The sequence below is a fragment of the Bacillus norwichensis genome, assembly GCF_014836955.1.
Classification (GTDB): Bacteria; Bacillota; Bacilli; order Bacillales; family Bacillaceae_C; genus Siminovitchia; species Siminovitchia norwichensis.
Genome location: NZ_JACSPV010000001.1, coordinates 233,629 through 248,628 on the forward strand (window position 1 = coordinate 233,629; position 15,000 = coordinate 248,628).

A 15,000-nucleotide genomic window follows, 5' to 3' on the forward strand; every position below is an offset into this window, starting at 1 on the left:
ATCTTCTTTATCTGTTTTGATTATGAAACAGATAAAAAGGAGTGTCAATCTTCATCTGTTTTCAATAATTGTTGAATACCTTCATTTTCGAGATCCTCTAATGAATCTACTTGTGAGCGAAATGCTTCCACAGTCGCAAAGTTCATAAAATCCCCTGCCTTTAAGGAGAGGACATCGGAAACCAATTCATGGACCCTTATCCCTTCTTTGGGCTTCTTCCAAGCTTTTTCAGTTAAAAACCTCCATAAATCCTCAATGGAAATATCCTCATACCCAAGAATGACGAACTCCTCCGCTTTACTCAATAATGCAGGTTTGAGCCTATGGAAGTAGCCGTCGTATTCATGCTTAGATTCTGACATCCGCATACCCGCCCTTCATTTTTCCAGTACAAAGCCTGAACTTGTCATGCTTTGTCCAACACTGTGCATATACATAATTGTAATCGAATTGAGCAAATTTGAGAAGGCAGGGAAATAGATGTCAAAGTTTTTGAAGGGCACAATGATATTAATGGCTGCAGGCCTCGTCACAAGACTGCTAGGTTTTATCAATAGAATCGTCATTGCACGTCTGATTGGTGAAGAAGGGGTAGGCTTGTACATGATGGCTTATCCGACGCTGGTCCTTGTAGTGACCATTACGCAACTTGGCCTGCCAGTGGCCATTTCCAAAGCCGTGGCTGAAGCAGATATCAAAGGAGATCAGCGGAAAGTAAAAAAGATACTTGTCGTTTCGTTGACGGTAACAGGTACACTCTCGCTTCTCTTTACACCTGCGCTTATTTTGCTTGGCCCATTGCTTTCCAAAACACTTTTTACTGATCCGAGAATTTATTATCCACTCACAGCCATTGCACCAATCATACCGATCATAGCCATTTCTTCAGTTATCAGAGGCTATTTCCAAGGTAAGCAAAATATGAAGCCATCTGCTATATCCCAAGTCTTGGAGCAGGCAGTGCGCATCACACTAATAGCCGTACTAACGAAGACCTTTCTTCCAATGGGAATAGAATATGCGGCGGCAGCAGCAATGGTTGCATCAGTGATAGGAGAGCTTGCTTCGCTTTTATACTTGTTTGCAATGTTTAAAGTGAAGAAAAGATTCCCCGTTAGAAGAAACTTTTTAGATGCTTTAAAAGGTGGAAAAGCGACGTTCAAGGAATTGATGAATGTGGCATTGCCTACTACAGGCAGCAGAATGATTGGATCTTTGTCGTGGTTTTTTGAGCCGATTATCGTATCGCAAAGTCTTTTATTGGCAGGAGTAGCTGCTGGGATTGCTACGAAACAGTATGGACTTTTGACCGGATATGCCCTGCCCTTACTGACTCTGCCTTCCTTTATCACCTTTTCCCTTGCAACCTCCCTTGTACCGGCTATAAGTGAGGCAAATGCTGTCCGTAACCATAAGCTGGTGGAACACAGACTGCAACAAGCACTTCGCTTCGCGCTGCTTTCCGGTGGGTTGTCTGTCATCGTTTTGTTTACATTCGCTGAGCCATTGATGAAGCTCATATACGGATCGGAAAATGGGGCTTATTTTATTAAGCTGATGGCACCATTCTTCATCTTTCATTATTATCAAGGCCCTCTTCAAGCCATTTTGCAGGCTCTTGACCTTGCTAGGGCCGCCATGATCAACAGTCTCATTGGAAATGCTGTCAAGCTTGGGGTTATCTTTATACTGGCCTCCCAACCACACATCGGGATTACTGGGGCCGCACTTGGAATTGCAGCAGGAACTTTATTGATCACAGCACTCCACTATGCCACTGTTTTAAGAAAAGTCCAATTTACTGTGTATATTAAAGAATACTTTAAATTTTTTGTTGCAGCCATACTGGCGGGCTGGAGCGGAAAAATAATATATGACTCATTGTTTTTCGATTCAAACTTTATAGAGCTCTCTGTAGGAATCATCTTCACAACAATAATTTACCTCGCTTTGTTATTCGGCCTTAAACTCGTGAACAAAAGCGACATGACCAAAATCCCTGTCATCGGAAATCTGATAAAATGAGAGGGGTCAGACCCCCATCCCATTAAAGTGGTAACACATTAACGCGGTGGGGGTCTGACCCCTTTAGTGACTCCTTTAGTTTTTATTCTGTTTATCGATGTAATCCACATAAAATTTTCCGTCTTGGAAGCTGCAAAATGAGATGTTTTCGATTTCTTTGTGTCCCCTGTTCTCCAGTTCTCGTCTAAGCCATTGTTCGCTTTTATTTGATTCTTTCAGTCCATCCTGCTGGATTTCACCATCAACCACAAGAGGTACTGTGACGGAACCTGCCTTCTTTTTGTTTCCTTTTTTAAATACAGACAGTTCACCCGATGTTTCCAAAATTGCAAACTCCACATCTGAAATGTTGCTAATATCCTTCTGTCGTAGCTGCATGAGCAAATCATCAAAATTATATCGATGTTTTTTCATTTCCTTTTCATTGATCTTTCCTTTGTCGATGATTACAGAAGATTTTCCATCGATTAGACTACGAAATTTCCTGTTTTTTAAGGATACGTACGCCATTCCTACCTGAATGAGCAGCAACACAGCCATTGGAACAATTGTATGCAAAATAGGATCTTTATGCTGTTCAATAGCAATCACTGCCATTTCCCCGATCATAATGAAAACTACAAGGTCCAGAACGCTAAGTTCCCCGATTTCCCTTTTTCCCATCAGACGGAAAATAACAAGTATAACTCCATAGAGAAGAATGGTCCGGAAAATAATAATCCAAAAATCATTCACAAATATTTCCCTCCTGTTCAAAACTCATGACTTAGTATGAACAACAATTTGATAAACATGAGGAAAAAGGCTTCTAATAACGGAATTCGTGAATATGTTGTAGAAGGACAGGCGTATTTTTAGCCCAAATGTTTAAAGAAAGGAGTGAAAGATGATCGAAGCAAAGAATTTCGGGGTATCCGTCTTATATGGGGTCATTACAATATTCCTTCTCGCCGCAATTACGAGTTTAGTTTTCTCATTCATTTTATCTTTCACCAATACTCAAGAAAAATCTATCCGTTTACTTATCACGATCATCTCCTTTTTCAGTGTATTTGCCGGAGGCTTCATTTGTGGTGGCAAAGGCAGGCAAAAAGGATGGGTACTGGGCGGAGCAACAGGTCTTTTATACAGCTTGATCATTTTGTCATATCAATATTTAGGCCATGGTTCCCTTTTCACATTGGAACAGCTCGTTTACTACACATGTTATACATTGACTGCCATGATGGGGGGCGTACTTGGGGTGAATATCGCGGGTGGTCCAACGCAACAACAGCATCATTGAAGAAAACAACTATCCTGATAAGCATAAGAAAACACGCTCAAAAATACCTCACCATTGGAAAAAGGTAGCGCTCGTTTAGCAATGTACAGACTAAACGAAGCCTGACGAGATAAAGGGAAACGTATTGAATAGTCGCTTATTGATACAAAGTTAGACGAACACTGAAAAAGGTGAAGTTGTGCTTAAAAAATACCCGGCCAAATCCTTACGTCAATAGCACTAGCCACTTCGCTAACGCTAGCCATTCTTGTGTCCGTGTGAGCGGCGCACCAGCTTAATTGGGCCTGCAAGTCGTAGTAAACTTTAGTATTTTCAATATAAAAAAGAAGCGTCAAACGAATGCGCTTCTTTTTTATGTATTAAGATTGAACAACTTCCCTTATTGCATTGCGATCATATGTAAGTCTGCTTCCATCACCGCAAAGAATGACGATTGTCCCTTCATCAATAGCATCAATCGTACCATGAAGGCCTCCGATTGTGACGATCTTGTCCCCTTTTTGCAAATTACTCTGCATCGTTTGGACTGCTTTTTGCCGCTTTTGGTTCGGTCTGATTAGCAGAAAATAAAACAAGACGATCATTAATAGGAACGGTGTTAAATTGGCGAGTGTACCCAAAGTTTTTCCTCCTTTCTCGATTGCATTTATTTAGAAATTTTTTGCGTCAGGACGATTGAATCCATAGCGCTCAAAAAATTCTTTCCTGAAGTCACCGAGACGATCTTCTTTGATTGCATCTCTGACTTGCTTCATCAATTTTAACAGAAAATATAAATTATGGTAAGTCGTAAGCCTAATTCCGGAAGTTTCATTGCATTTTATTAAATGGCGAACGTAGGCACGCGAATAATTTCGGCAGGCATAACAATCACAATTTTCATCCAACGGCCCAAAATCTCTTGCATAAGCTGCATTTTTCACAACGAGACGTCCTTTACTTGTCATTAAAGTACCATTTCTCGCAATGCGTGTTGGAAGGACGCAATCAAACATGTCTACTCCTCTTATCGCGCCATCAACAAGAGAATCTGGAGAACCCACTCCCATCAAATAACGAGGTTTGTTAGACGGTAAAAGTGGTGTTGTGTATTCCAGTACCCGGTTCATTACATCTTTTGGTTCACCTACAGACAAACCGCCAATCGCATAACCCGGAAAATCAAGTGAAACGAGATCCCTTGCGCTCTGTTTGCGTAGGTGTTCATATTCACCACCCTGAACAATTCCAAAAAGCCCTTGGTCTTCGGGACGCTTGTGGGCGGCAAGGCATCTTTCAGCCCAACGGGATGTCCGTTCCACTGAGTTTTTCATATACTCTTGAGATGCCGGATATGGTGGACATTCATCAAATGCCATCATGATGTCAGCCCCTAAGGAATTTTGAATGGACATTGCCTTTTCAGGTGATAGAAATAATTTATCTCCATTCAGATGGTTTCTGAAATGCACTCCTTCTTCTTCAATCTGTCTAAATTCACTTAAACTGAAAACCTGAAATCCGCCTGAATCGGTAAGAATTCCCTGATCCCAGTTCATAAATTTGTGAAGCCCTCCAGCCTCTTCAACAATATCTTCTCCAGGACGCAGCCATAAATGATAGGTATTGCTGAGGATAATCCCCGCTCCCATTTCTTTTAATTCTTCGGGGCTCATCGTTTTGACAGTTGCTAGCGTACCAACCGGCATAAACATAGGTGTCTCATACGATCCATGTGGAGTATGAACCATTCCCAGCCTGGCACCTGTCTGTTTGCATGTCTTAATTAACTCATATGTAATTGCTGACAATGAGCATCCCCCTTTCCTCTTTATCTTAATCAAATGCGCCTTGGCGTATTTGCGCCCAAATTTTTTCTAGCACAGCTCGGTAAAATCTGTGGCAGCCGCCGAAGGCTCTAACTTTATTTCAGCCGGGTTTGAACCCCGCTGAATGGAATACTAAAAGCTTTCATCTCACCACTTACAGAAGTCGGAGACTTCTGCTAAATGAGGTTAAATAATCAACATAGCATCCCCGAAACTGAAAAATCTGTACTTCTCTTGAACAGCCGTTTCGTATGCATGCAAGATGTATTCACGTCCAGCTAATGCACTGACAAGCATGATCAGTGTAGACATCGGCAAATGAAAATTCGTAACTAGCCCGTCAATGGCCTGGAATTCATATCCCGGGTAAATGAAAATATCAGTCCAGCCGTTCCCAGCTAAAAATGCCCCTCCGTTAGCCCTTGCGATCGTTTCAAGTGTCCTCGTAGAAGTAGTTCCTACTGAAATAATTCTGCCACCGTCCTTTTTTACTTGGTTCAAAAGGGCAGCCGTTTCCTCCGACATGCGGTAAAACTCAACATGCATGTCATGATCTTCAACACTATCTACACTCACAGGCCTAAATGTTCCGAGTCCTACATGAAGGGTAATAAATGCCACATGAACCCCTTTTACTTTCAAAGATTCAAGAATTTCATTTGTAAAATGGAGACCGGCCGTCGGAGCAGCAGCTGATCCCCTTTCCCGAGCGTATACTGTCTGGTATCTGTCTTGATCTTCAAGCTGTTCTTTTATGTATGGAGGAAGCGGCATCTTCCCAAGCGAATCCAAAATTTCATAAAAGATACCTTCATATTGAAACTCAAACTGCCTGCCACCATGATCCTCGGTTCCTGTGCAAACTGCTTTCAGTCGGCCATCACCAAAAGAGATTTCAGTTCCCTTTTTAACCCGCTTTGCCGGCTTGACAAGTGTCTCCCAACGATCTTCATTTATTTGTTTAAGCAAAAGCACTTCAACTTTTGCTCCTGTGTCCGTTTTTATTCCAAACAGACGGGCAGGCAGCACCTTTGTATCGTTCAAAACAAGGCAGTCCCCAGGATTCAAATAATCGATCAGATTGCTAAAAGTTTCGTGTCTTACCTCACCCGTTTGTTTATTTAATACCATCAACCTACTTGAGGATCGATCTTCCAGCGGTGTCTGCGCAATCAACGCCTCAGGCAGGTTGAAATCAAACATGTCTACTTTCAAAATTCATTTAAGCCTCCCAACTAGAAAAAAGATTGCCGATAAAATGATGCTGATGATGATAGATGTCATAACAGGGAAAAAGAAAGTTGCATTCCCTTTCTTGATTACAATATCGCCGGGAAGCCTTCCAAGATTAAGAAAATGTATTAAAAACCCAGCAATAAAAATCACTGCACCGGCAATCATTAAAAGCTTCGCCATCCCATTCAAGGATGCGGCACCTCCAATTTGAAATGTTCATATACTTGCTGCGTTACCATCCGTCCCCTCGGAGTCCGCTGCAAGAATCCGATTTGAAGAAGATAGGGTTCATAAACATCTTCAATCGTGGTCGATTCCTCCCCTATACTAGCAGCAATTGTATCAATTCCAACAGGACCGCCCCTGAACTTCTCAATAATCCCTCTCAGAAGCTTATGATCAATGTGATCAAGTCCAAGCTTGTCTACCTGGAGCAGCTCAAGTGCTTGATCAGCCAATTGAAGTGTAATGATACCATTTGCACGTACCTGTGCAAAGTCACGCACTCTCCTGAGGAGACGATTGGCTATTCGGGGCGTTCCCCTTGAACGCCTCGCAATCTCAACAGCTCCGTCCCATTCAATCTGGGTGTCTAGTATTTCAGCAGTCCTGACAACAATGTCGGTGAGCTGTTTATCATTATAATATTCTAATCGGCTTAACACTCCGAAACGATCGCGCAAAGGAGCAGAAACAGCTCCAGCGCGAGTGGTCGCACCGACTAAGGTAAATGGGGGTAAGTCAAGCCTGACAGACCGTGCTTCCGGCCCTTTTCCAATCACAATATCCAGGCAATAGTCCTCCATTGCCGGATACAAAACCTCTTCAATTGCACGCGGCAATCGGTGAATTTCATCTATAAACAGAACCTCACCAGGTTCAAGTGAAGTTAGGATAGCTGCGAGATCCCCCGGCCGCTCAATTGCAGGACCGGACGTAGTTCTTACATTCACGCCCATTTCGTTGGCAATTACCACTGCCAGCGTTGTTTTTCCAAGACCTGGCGGACCATACAGCAACACATGGTCAAGTGCTTCTTTTCTCATTTTTGCCGCTTCAATAAAGATGGACAGATTACTTTTCACCTTGTCCTGGCCGATATACTGGGAAAGCGACTGCGGACGGAGACTTTGTTCAAAAGATACCTCATTCATAGACGCTTCTCCAGAAAGCACCCTTTCCTCCATCCATGATCACTCCTTCCATGTTATTGTTTCAGAAGCATTTGAAGTGCACTTTTAATATATTGATCTGTAGTCAGAACATCCTTTGCCAGTTTAGGACGTACTTTTTTCAACTCCCGGTCAGAGTATCCTAATGCTGCAAGTGCAAGCATCGCTTCATCCAGTTCAACCAAACCGTCTGAAACCGCCCCCTCTGCTTTCTGGCTAACATCTGCGGCAGCTTCCAGCATTCCTTCCGGCAGCACATCATGCAGTTTCCCTTTCAAATCAAGAATCATCTGTCTGGCCGTTTTCTTACCCACTCCGGGAAACTTGGTCAAAAACTTCTCATCTTCCATTTCAATTGCTTGAATAACTTGTTCTGGCTCCCCGAATGCCAAGATGGCCAAGGCACCTTTAGGACCAATTCCGGAAACACTGATTAGCTTCTTGAACATCTCCCTTTCAGTATTCGTTCCAAAGCCATAAAGTGCAAGAATATCCTCCCGCACATGCTGATATGTATAGATGACGGTCTCCACACCTTTTTTCACTGAAAAAAGGAAAGGATTCGGCGTCAAAATCTGATAGCCGATTCCATTATTTTCTATCACAATATATTCAGGACCAATATGTTCTACAGTCCCTTTGATGTATTCGTACAATGGTTTCTCTCCTCTTTCATACTAACCATCATTGTAACATATAATTCATTTATCATTATACAAAAAACAACATATGTTCTTAACCTATTTAACATCAAAGTTTTTTAAAAAGCCAACTTTATCCGAATCCATCCATGAATATAATTAGTAGATGAAACCTGGAAGTACTTCAAGCCGTATATATGGAATCAGGGTCGTGGATTGATTTAATAAAAAGGAGGAGTCTAGCAGACATGAAACAGGAAGAACCTTCAACGAATCCGAAAAAAAGAAACTGGAAACAGCTAGTTTTAGGTCTGACTATTGGAATCGGACTCTGGCCGGTCTTCCTCCCATACTTATACAAATATGATGTTGTCATTGATGCAAAAAACATGTTGGTAATCAGCGCGGCCATGTTTGTGAGTATATTCATTGCCCTTATTATCCATGAATGCGGCCATGCAGTCGCCGGAAAAGCGGCCGGCATGGTTTTTATGAACATAAGTATCGGTCCATTTGTCTATGTCCGTTCTGGGGACAGGACGTTAATTTTATTCCAAATGCCTGCATTAGGGTATATGGGGCGGGCGATGCTTCGTTTTCCTGATAGACTTACAGATAAGGATTTAATTCCAAAATTGAAGCTTTACATTCTCGGTGGTCCATTAGTGAACTTACTCACTGCAGTTATCGCCATCCTCCTTGTCTATACAAAGCTGCCATCAGGAATCTTGCTTACATTCGGTATGATTAACCTGCTATTTGGCTCCATTAACCTGATTCCAACAGAGAACAATGGCATGCAGACAGATGGGCGCCTGCTCGCAATGCTCTCAGGGAAGCAACCTGGAAAGGAGCTCGTCTTATTAAGTTATCGAATGATGCAGGAAGATCCTGAAGGAACGGATTGGCGGCCTGAAACGGTTCAAGCTGCTGAGGAAGCTGTCCGAAATCATTCGGATCATCCCATTGCCGGAGCTCTTTTCTATTCGCTGGCTTCCCATTACTTGATGATGGAAAAAGCCGCAAATGCCGAAGCAATTGGACGGATAGTAGCATTCCGAACACGCAGTCAGAAGGTGGATCCCCTTCAGGATATGGCGGATATTGCCATGATCCATATTCTTCATCAGTCCGATAATTTAAAAGAAGAACCTGGGATTCGTGAAAAGTTGGCCGTGATTGGCACCACCGAGAAAGTCACCCGGCATTTTAGGGATGCCTATACAGCGTATCTTGATAATAATCGCAATACAATGATGAAGGAACTAGATGTGGTGGAAAAAATTCTTGGCAAATGGCATTCACTTTATTTAGAAGGACATTATGAAAAGAAGCGAATTGAAGAGATACGAGCTTCAAAGTTGTAAGTTTAATGATTTTACTAGGGTTGTCCCGTTTGCTTTTTTAGGACAAGCCTCTCATCAAGCAGGCTGATGAATAGCAACAGAAGTTTAATTGCCCCGATCAAAAATGACAGTCAACACTCTTGATCATGCCCCTGACAAAACACTCGTTTTTTATTTTAAACGCAAATATATTATACATAGTGAAAAATTTGGTAAACTATACAATATCTAATGAAAGAGGGGTTATCGAATGCAGTTTGACGGTTTTACAGAAAATGACTTTCAGACCTTTCACATTGACGGCCTGGATGAAAGAATGGCAGCCATCCAAAGTAGAATTCAGCCGAAGTTTAAAATGATTGGAGAAGCTTTAACTTCTGATTTAAGTTCTATGATTGGAACTGAAATGTTTTTACATATTGCTAAGCATGCCAGAAGAACAGTGAATCCACCTCAAGACACTTGGCTGGCCATTGCAAATAACAAACGGGGATATAAGAAGCACCCTCACTTTCAAGTTGGGCTTTTTGATGACCATGCTTTTCTCTGGCTTGCTTATATATATGAGCTGCCTGGCAAGAGTGAGATTGCCGAAAAATTCCTGAACCATATGGCTGAAATCCAGGAGAAAGTCCCTGGCGATTTTGTTATCTCCATGGATCATATGAAAAAGGATGCTGTTACACTCAAAGAAATAGATCTAAAAAAGACACTTGAACGTTTCCGCGATGTAAAAAAAGCGGAATTTCTCATCGGAAGGCATATCGCGGCTGATGATCCGATAGTCCAAGATGGTGACAAATTCATTTCATTGGCAAGGGATACTTTTGAAACACTTATCCCTATCTATAAGCTAGGTTATGCTTAAAAACGAAAAGCCGGACACGCAGCCGGCTTTTCGTTTTTTTTACATATTGACTTTTGCAATTTGGGCGACTGAAAGCCACGGCCTGTTCTCTTCCCAGCGTACATTAACCGGAAGATGAAACGTCTCAGATAATAATGTATCTTTTAATACTTCTGCCTTCGGTCCAGCCGCCACTATTTTCCCATCACTAAGCAGCAATACATGTGTAATTCCCTCGACTAACTCCTCAATATGATGAGTGACATAAATGATGCTGCAGTTGCTTCTGTCAATTTCTTTCGTCAAGGCCAGAACTTGCTCTCTTGATAAAATATCCAACCCTGTACATGGCTCGTCCAATATCAATAATTTGGGATCATTCATTAAAGAGCGCGCTATTAGCACCCTTCTTCTCTCTCCCTGTGACAGCAGCTGATAAGGTTTCCCTTTCAAATGTCCCAATCTGAACCTTTTGATTAGTTCATCTGCCTTTTCCCAATCAGCTTTTTCTACCTCCTCATAAATGCCAAATGAAGCAAATTTTCCGCTTACAATGATCTCTTCAATCGATTCGTACTCAATAATGTGAGAAAACCGGTTTAACGAACTACTGACAAAGCCAATCTCCTTGCGAAGATCCGGCAAATACGATTTTCCGAATTGATGATCAAGCACCGTTACATTTCCTTCCGAAGGAAATTGGTAGCCCGATATGATATTTAGAATAGAGGTTTTACCCGATCCATTCAGCCCAAGAATGCCCCAATGCTCCCCTTTCTGCATTCTCCAATCAATGCCGCTTAGGATTTCTCTTCCTTCTCTTTTCCAAGAAACTCCTTCAAGAGATAAAATCGTGTCCATACCTGTCATCCCCACTTTACAGAATAAAAAGTTATTTTTACAGTAGCAGAGTTTGATACAAGTGTAAATGAATTAATACCACGGTATCTTTATATATGGCTAAATTTTATTTTTTTAATATCGATCATACCTATGTCATTGCTGTTGCTCACCATGGGGATGAATCCTCTAAATATATACAAAGTGAAAACCAATAAGATACATGTTATAAAAATAATCAAGAATTCCTGTTTTTTGTCCATTGAGTAATCCCCCTTTACCGGCTATTTTATGCAAGTAAGAAGCGAAATCTTCATTGATTTATTTGGGGATTTTTTCCTTATTAATCTTATGGAAAGAGTGATCTAAAAAAACGAGGACATGCGATCGGCCTGAGAATTGCTCTCACTAGTGTGATGAATATAGGAAATGACCAGATTTTAAATTTTGGAAAATCACCAGTTGCCCTTTTTCACGTATATCATTGTCGCTGACTTTGTATCTTCCGAAATTTTAAAGGACCATCATAGTTTATTCGTATATTTTTTATCATAACGGGTTACTTGTCTTAACCAGAGTTAGGAATTCCCATATTCTATAATGAAGGCTAAAGGTAAGGGGGTGCTATCTATGGGGGGCTTTGCAGGAGGAGGCTATGGTTCAGGCTTTGCTTTAATTGTCGTACTATTTATCCTCTTAATCATTGTTGGAACTTTTTACGGTGGTTATGGAGGGTACTAATCGGCACACAAAAACAACAGATATTTTGTCCTGGCAGGACATTTTTGAAGCCAAGAAACGAATGTGCAAGACGTTTCTTGGCTTCTGACATTTATCCCATTGAACGGGTTTGATTTCTTCCTCTGTCCTGTCCCATGGTAGACAGTTGCGGAATCATATTTGAGAGCTGCCCGCCCCTTCCTGTCATCATACTGTAAGCAGCCGCTCCGATTCCAACAGAAGCAATAATAGGCAAGATTTGAACTTTTTTGTTTCGCATCTTATGTCACCCGCCCACTTAATTTTTTTGCTCACTTGAGCATCTATAGGTTTTCCGATTCACTTCATAAAAAACAACCATTTCTTAACAATGGGGTCAGACCCCACTTTAGCACTTTAACGCACCGGGGGTCAGACCCCTTTTAATGAAGAATGTCAACCTCTTTTGATTTGTCGAGGAAAGCCCTCGTTTTTCTGTTGACTGGTTCTTTAAGGAATGTTCCAAACAATATGGCTGCCAGCCCGAACAAAGCCAAGACGATTAAATCCCTTATAACCGATTGCCAAACGATGCCTCCAGTTGCTTCTCTCATCAGGTCAACCGCATAGGTAAACGGCAATAACGGACTGATGATTTGGAAGAATTCCGGTAACAAGACGACAGGATACGTTCCGCCTGAACCGGCAATTTGCAAAACAAGCATCACAATCGCCAATGCCTTTCCAATATTCCCGAAGACCGACACAAGTGTGTACACGATTCCCACAAACACAAGGCTGATAAAAAGACCGAACAGAATCATCCAAAAAGGATGACGGACAGGAACCCCAAGAACGAGCAAGTCTCCACATACCACAATCAACGTCTGTAAAAGCCCTATGCTCCAAAAAGAGAAGAGCCTGCCAAAGTATATTTGTTTACCAGTAAAATCTTCATGTTTTTTCAAATCAGTTGACAATAGCGATATTAAAAGAAGCGCTCCAACCCATATTGATAAAACAGTATAAAATGGGGTCATTCCCGTTCCATAGTTTTTAATAGGAAAAACCTTGTTTTCATTTAATTGCACAGGTTCTTCAAAGAAACTTCTTTCTGCATTTGGATCATTCAAAAGCAGTTGTATGATCTCATTAAGATTCGTTTCGCCTTGTAATTTCCTGATTTTATCTGCAAGCTCACGAACCTTCTCATTTACATAAGGAAATTCCCCATGCGCGTATTCAAGAGCATCCGTTCCTTTGCCTAGATTTTTATCCGTCCTCTGCAATATTTTTTCAACCTCAGGCAGTGAAGTCTGGATTTCCGTCAGCATCTCTCTTGCACCGGATAAAGTTCTCATTGCCTTTGAAATTTCGTTCATAACAGTTGGTTCAATGTTTTCTTTATATTCTTTTGCAAAAGCATCAATTTTCACAGAAGTATCTCCAGCCAGCTGTTGAAGACTCCCCATCGTTTCATTAAATTCCTTCTTCTTCTCTTCAAGCACCGCGTTAATTTCAGCGGCTTTAGTCTGGACCTGCTGAAGGTCATTTTTTAATTGAGCTGTCTTTTCAATCGCCAAATCAATTTGGGTTTGATCAATTTGAGGCATATTATTCTGGCTTTCACCTTCATTTTGGTCAACATCTTGATTTTGTTGGGTGCTGTTCAGTTTTTTTGCCTCGCTCAAAGCAGACTGTATCGTACCAAGAGTCCCTATTGCCTCCGTCAGCTGTGACTGAAGCTGATCGTTGATTTGGTCGCCTTTACTTAAATCAATCTCCTGTCCTTGAACCTTGCCAAGAAAATCTTTGATATCTGCAGTGACTTTTTGAACCTTTTGTATATCTGCATTAATTTTTGGCGCCATTTCCTGAAGCCTTTTTTCTGCATCTGATAAAAAAGCGGATGTTTTATTAATTGTATCTAGGCCGTCACTTGTTAATTGCCTTGCTTCAGGTATCATTCCCTGCGCTTTATTAATCATTTCTCCTGCGGAAGAAGCATCTTTCAGTGAGTCGTTGATTAATTTATTAATTTCCGGAAGGTCTTCTTCCAAAGTGAACACGTATTGTTCAAATTGTTTGATGTCTGGCAAGTCTTTCTGCAATTCAATCCCAATTTCATTAAACAATTCAAAAATAACTCCATTCACAGTACCAACGAATTTGCTGCTAACTTGTTCGACAATCATGGATGCCCCTTTTTGAGTGATTTTCGGGGAGATAGAGTTCATTTTTTCATTGACATAGTATTCTATCTTCGCTTTTTTAGGATGATCCGAAATGACAGTACCCAAGCTCTCGGAGAAATTCTCTGGAACGATGATAACAGCAAAATAATCCCCATTTCGCAATTCCTCCATCGCTTTTTTTCGATTGGTAAAATGCCAGTCCAGGTCTTTGTTTCCTTTCAGCTCATTCACCAGTTCTTTTCCGGCATCAATAGACTGATCTCTTACGACCGCCCCTTTATCTTCATTAACAAGGCCCACAGGGATTTGATCGGTATGGGAATAAGGATTCCACATCGCCGCAATATTCAACCATGCATATAAGGAGGGAAGAAAGATAAGACCGCCAATAATAATGACAGCCGCCCAATTTGTACTGATGTTCTTAAGATCTCTCGTAAAAATTCGATTCATAAGATACCCTTTCTATTTGGATGATGTTGGTTAATATTCTGACCAATTAACTGCATAAAATTATTTGAAACCTAAATGTTTTTCATCCGTAACAAAGATAATATATCATATCGAGAGGATGCGAGAAAATATGCTTATCGTAACAACTGAAAATATTGCCAATCACAAAATCGTTGAAACAAAAGGCCCAGTGTTCGGAATCACAGTAAGGGCCAGAGGAGTTGGAAAGGATATTGTAGCATCTTTCAAGGGGTTGTTGGGAGGAGAAATCAGCCAATATACGGAAATGCTTGAGGATGCCAGGAAACAAGCCATTGACCGGATGGTGGAAAATGCAAGAGCGATGGGAGCCAACGCAGTAACAATGATGCGATTCGATTCAGGGGAAATCGGGCAAAATATGAGTGAAATCATCGCGTATGGAACAGCGGTAATTGTGGAAGAGGTCTAATT

At 41.4% G+C, this 15,000-nt stretch carries 17 protein-coding genes; 6 read left to right on the forward strand and 11 right to left on the reverse strand.

The features are described 5' to 3' along the window. Positions 1–44: 44 nt before the first annotated feature. Positions 45–362 (reverse strand): post-transcriptional regulator, encoded by a 318-nt coding sequence (locus tag H9631_RS01175; RefSeq protein ID WP_191809412.1) that lies wholly within the window; start codon positions 360–362, stop codon positions 45–47. Between the two features lie 118 nt (positions 363–480). Here H9631_RS01175 and spoVB point away from each other — a divergent pair, with 118 nt between their 5' ends. Then, entirely contained in the window at positions 481–2,025 is a 1,545-nt protein-coding gene (spoVB, locus tag H9631_RS01180; RefSeq protein ID WP_191809413.1) for a stage V sporulation protein B, read from the forward strand. 75 nt (positions 2,026–2,100) lie between these two features. On the opposite strand, the gene H9631_RS01185 is transcribed toward spoVB, so the two are convergent. After that, the gene (locus H9631_RS01185) at positions 2,101–2,760 is read right to left on the reverse strand and encodes a DUF421 domain-containing protein (RefSeq protein ID WP_191809414.1); all 660 of its coding nucleotides are present in this window, start codon (positions 2,758–2,760) and stop codon (positions 2,101–2,103) included. Between the two features lie 151 nt (positions 2,761–2,911). Here H9631_RS01185 and H9631_RS01190 point away from each other — a divergent pair, with 151 nt between their 5' ends. After that, positions 2,912–3,310: a TIGR04086 family membrane protein gene (locus tag H9631_RS01190; protein ID WP_191809415.1), complete on the forward strand. Its 399-nt coding sequence runs from the start codon at positions 2,912–2,914 to the stop codon at positions 3,308–3,310. Between the two features lie 359 nt (positions 3,311–3,669). Here the strand turns inward: H9631_RS01190 and yajC are convergent, their stop codons facing one another. From yajC to ruvA, 6 genes are all read right to left on the reverse strand, one after another. Beyond that, positions 3,670–3,930: a preprotein translocase subunit YajC gene (gene yajC / locus H9631_RS01195; protein ID WP_191809416.1), complete on the reverse strand. Its 261-nt coding sequence runs from the start codon at positions 3,928–3,930 to the stop codon at positions 3,670–3,672. Between the two features lie 30 nt (positions 3,931–3,960). After that, the gene (gene tgt, locus H9631_RS01200) at positions 3,961–5,100 is read right to left on the reverse strand and encodes a tRNA guanosine(34) transglycosylase Tgt (RefSeq protein WP_191809417.1); all 1,140 of its coding nucleotides are present in this window, start codon (positions 5,098–5,100) and stop codon (positions 3,961–3,963) included. Between the two features lie 204 nt (positions 5,101–5,304). Continuing rightward, on the reverse strand, positions 5,305–6,333 hold the full coding sequence (queA, locus tag H9631_RS01205; protein WP_191809418.1) for a tRNA preQ1(34) S-adenosylmethionine ribosyltransferase-isomerase QueA: 1,029 nt from the start codon (positions 6,331–6,333) through the stop codon (positions 5,305–5,307). A 3-nt stretch (positions 6,334–6,336) separates the two neighbouring features. Beyond that, the gene (locus H9631_RS01210; protein ID WP_191809419.1) at positions 6,337–6,543 is read right to left on the reverse strand and encodes a DUF2905 domain-containing protein; all 207 of its coding nucleotides are present in this window, start codon (positions 6,541–6,543) and stop codon (positions 6,337–6,339) included. Continuing rightward, positions 6,540–7,541 (reverse strand): Holliday junction branch migration DNA helicase RuvB, encoded by a 1,002-nt coding sequence (gene ruvB, locus H9631_RS01215; protein WP_191809420.1) that lies wholly within the window; start codon positions 7,539–7,541, stop codon positions 6,540–6,542. The genes H9631_RS01210 and ruvB overlap by 4 nt, the downstream gene beginning before the upstream one ends. Before the next feature lie 20 nt (positions 7,542–7,561). Beyond that, positions 7,562–8,182: a Holliday junction branch migration protein RuvA gene (ruvA, locus tag H9631_RS01220; protein WP_191809421.1), complete on the reverse strand. Its 621-nt coding sequence runs from the start codon at positions 8,180–8,182 to the stop codon at positions 7,562–7,564. Positions 8,183–8,415: 233 nt separating this feature from the next. Between ruvA and H9631_RS01225 the strand changes: the two genes are divergently transcribed. Then, on the forward strand, positions 8,416–9,534 hold the full coding sequence (locus H9631_RS01225) for a M50 family metallopeptidase (protein ID WP_191809422.1): 1,119 nt from the start codon (positions 8,416–8,418) through the stop codon (positions 9,532–9,534). 229 nt (positions 9,535–9,763) lie between these two features. Continuing rightward, positions 9,764–10,381: a YktB family protein gene (locus H9631_RS01230; protein WP_191809423.1), complete on the forward strand. Its 618-nt coding sequence runs from the start codon at positions 9,764–9,766 to the stop codon at positions 10,379–10,381. Positions 10,382–10,420: 39 nt separating this feature from the next. Here the strand turns inward: H9631_RS01230 and H9631_RS01235 are convergent, their stop codons facing one another. Beyond that, positions 10,421–11,221: an ABC transporter ATP-binding protein gene (locus H9631_RS01235; protein WP_191809424.1), complete on the reverse strand. Its 801-nt coding sequence runs from the start codon at positions 11,219–11,221 to the stop codon at positions 10,421–10,423. 609 nt (positions 11,222–11,830) lie between these two features. On the opposite strand from H9631_RS01235, the gene H9631_RS01240 reads away from it, so the two are divergent. After that, entirely contained in the window at positions 11,831–11,941 is a 111-nt protein-coding gene (locus H9631_RS01240) for a YjcZ family sporulation protein (protein ID WP_160707056.1), read from the forward strand. A gap of 91 nt (positions 11,942–12,032) precedes the next feature. On the opposite strand, the gene H9631_RS01245 is transcribed toward H9631_RS01240, so the two are convergent. Continuing rightward, on the reverse strand, positions 12,033–12,200 hold the full coding sequence (locus tag H9631_RS01245; RefSeq protein WP_191809425.1) for a hypothetical protein: 168 nt from the start codon (positions 12,198–12,200) through the stop codon (positions 12,033–12,035). Between the two features lie 142 nt (positions 12,201–12,342). Beyond that, positions 12,343–14,547, reverse strand: a complete 2,205-nt coding sequence (locus H9631_RS01250) for a YhgE/Pip domain-containing protein (RefSeq protein ID WP_191809426.1) — start codon at positions 14,545–14,547, stop codon at positions 12,343–12,345. A 130-nt stretch (positions 14,548–14,677) separates the two neighbouring features. Between H9631_RS01250 and H9631_RS01255 the strand changes: the two genes are divergently transcribed. Further along, entirely contained in the window at positions 14,678–14,998 is a 321-nt protein-coding gene (locus H9631_RS01255; RefSeq protein WP_120118876.1) for a YbjQ family protein, read from the forward strand. Positions 14,999–15,000 lie beyond the last annotated feature (2 nt).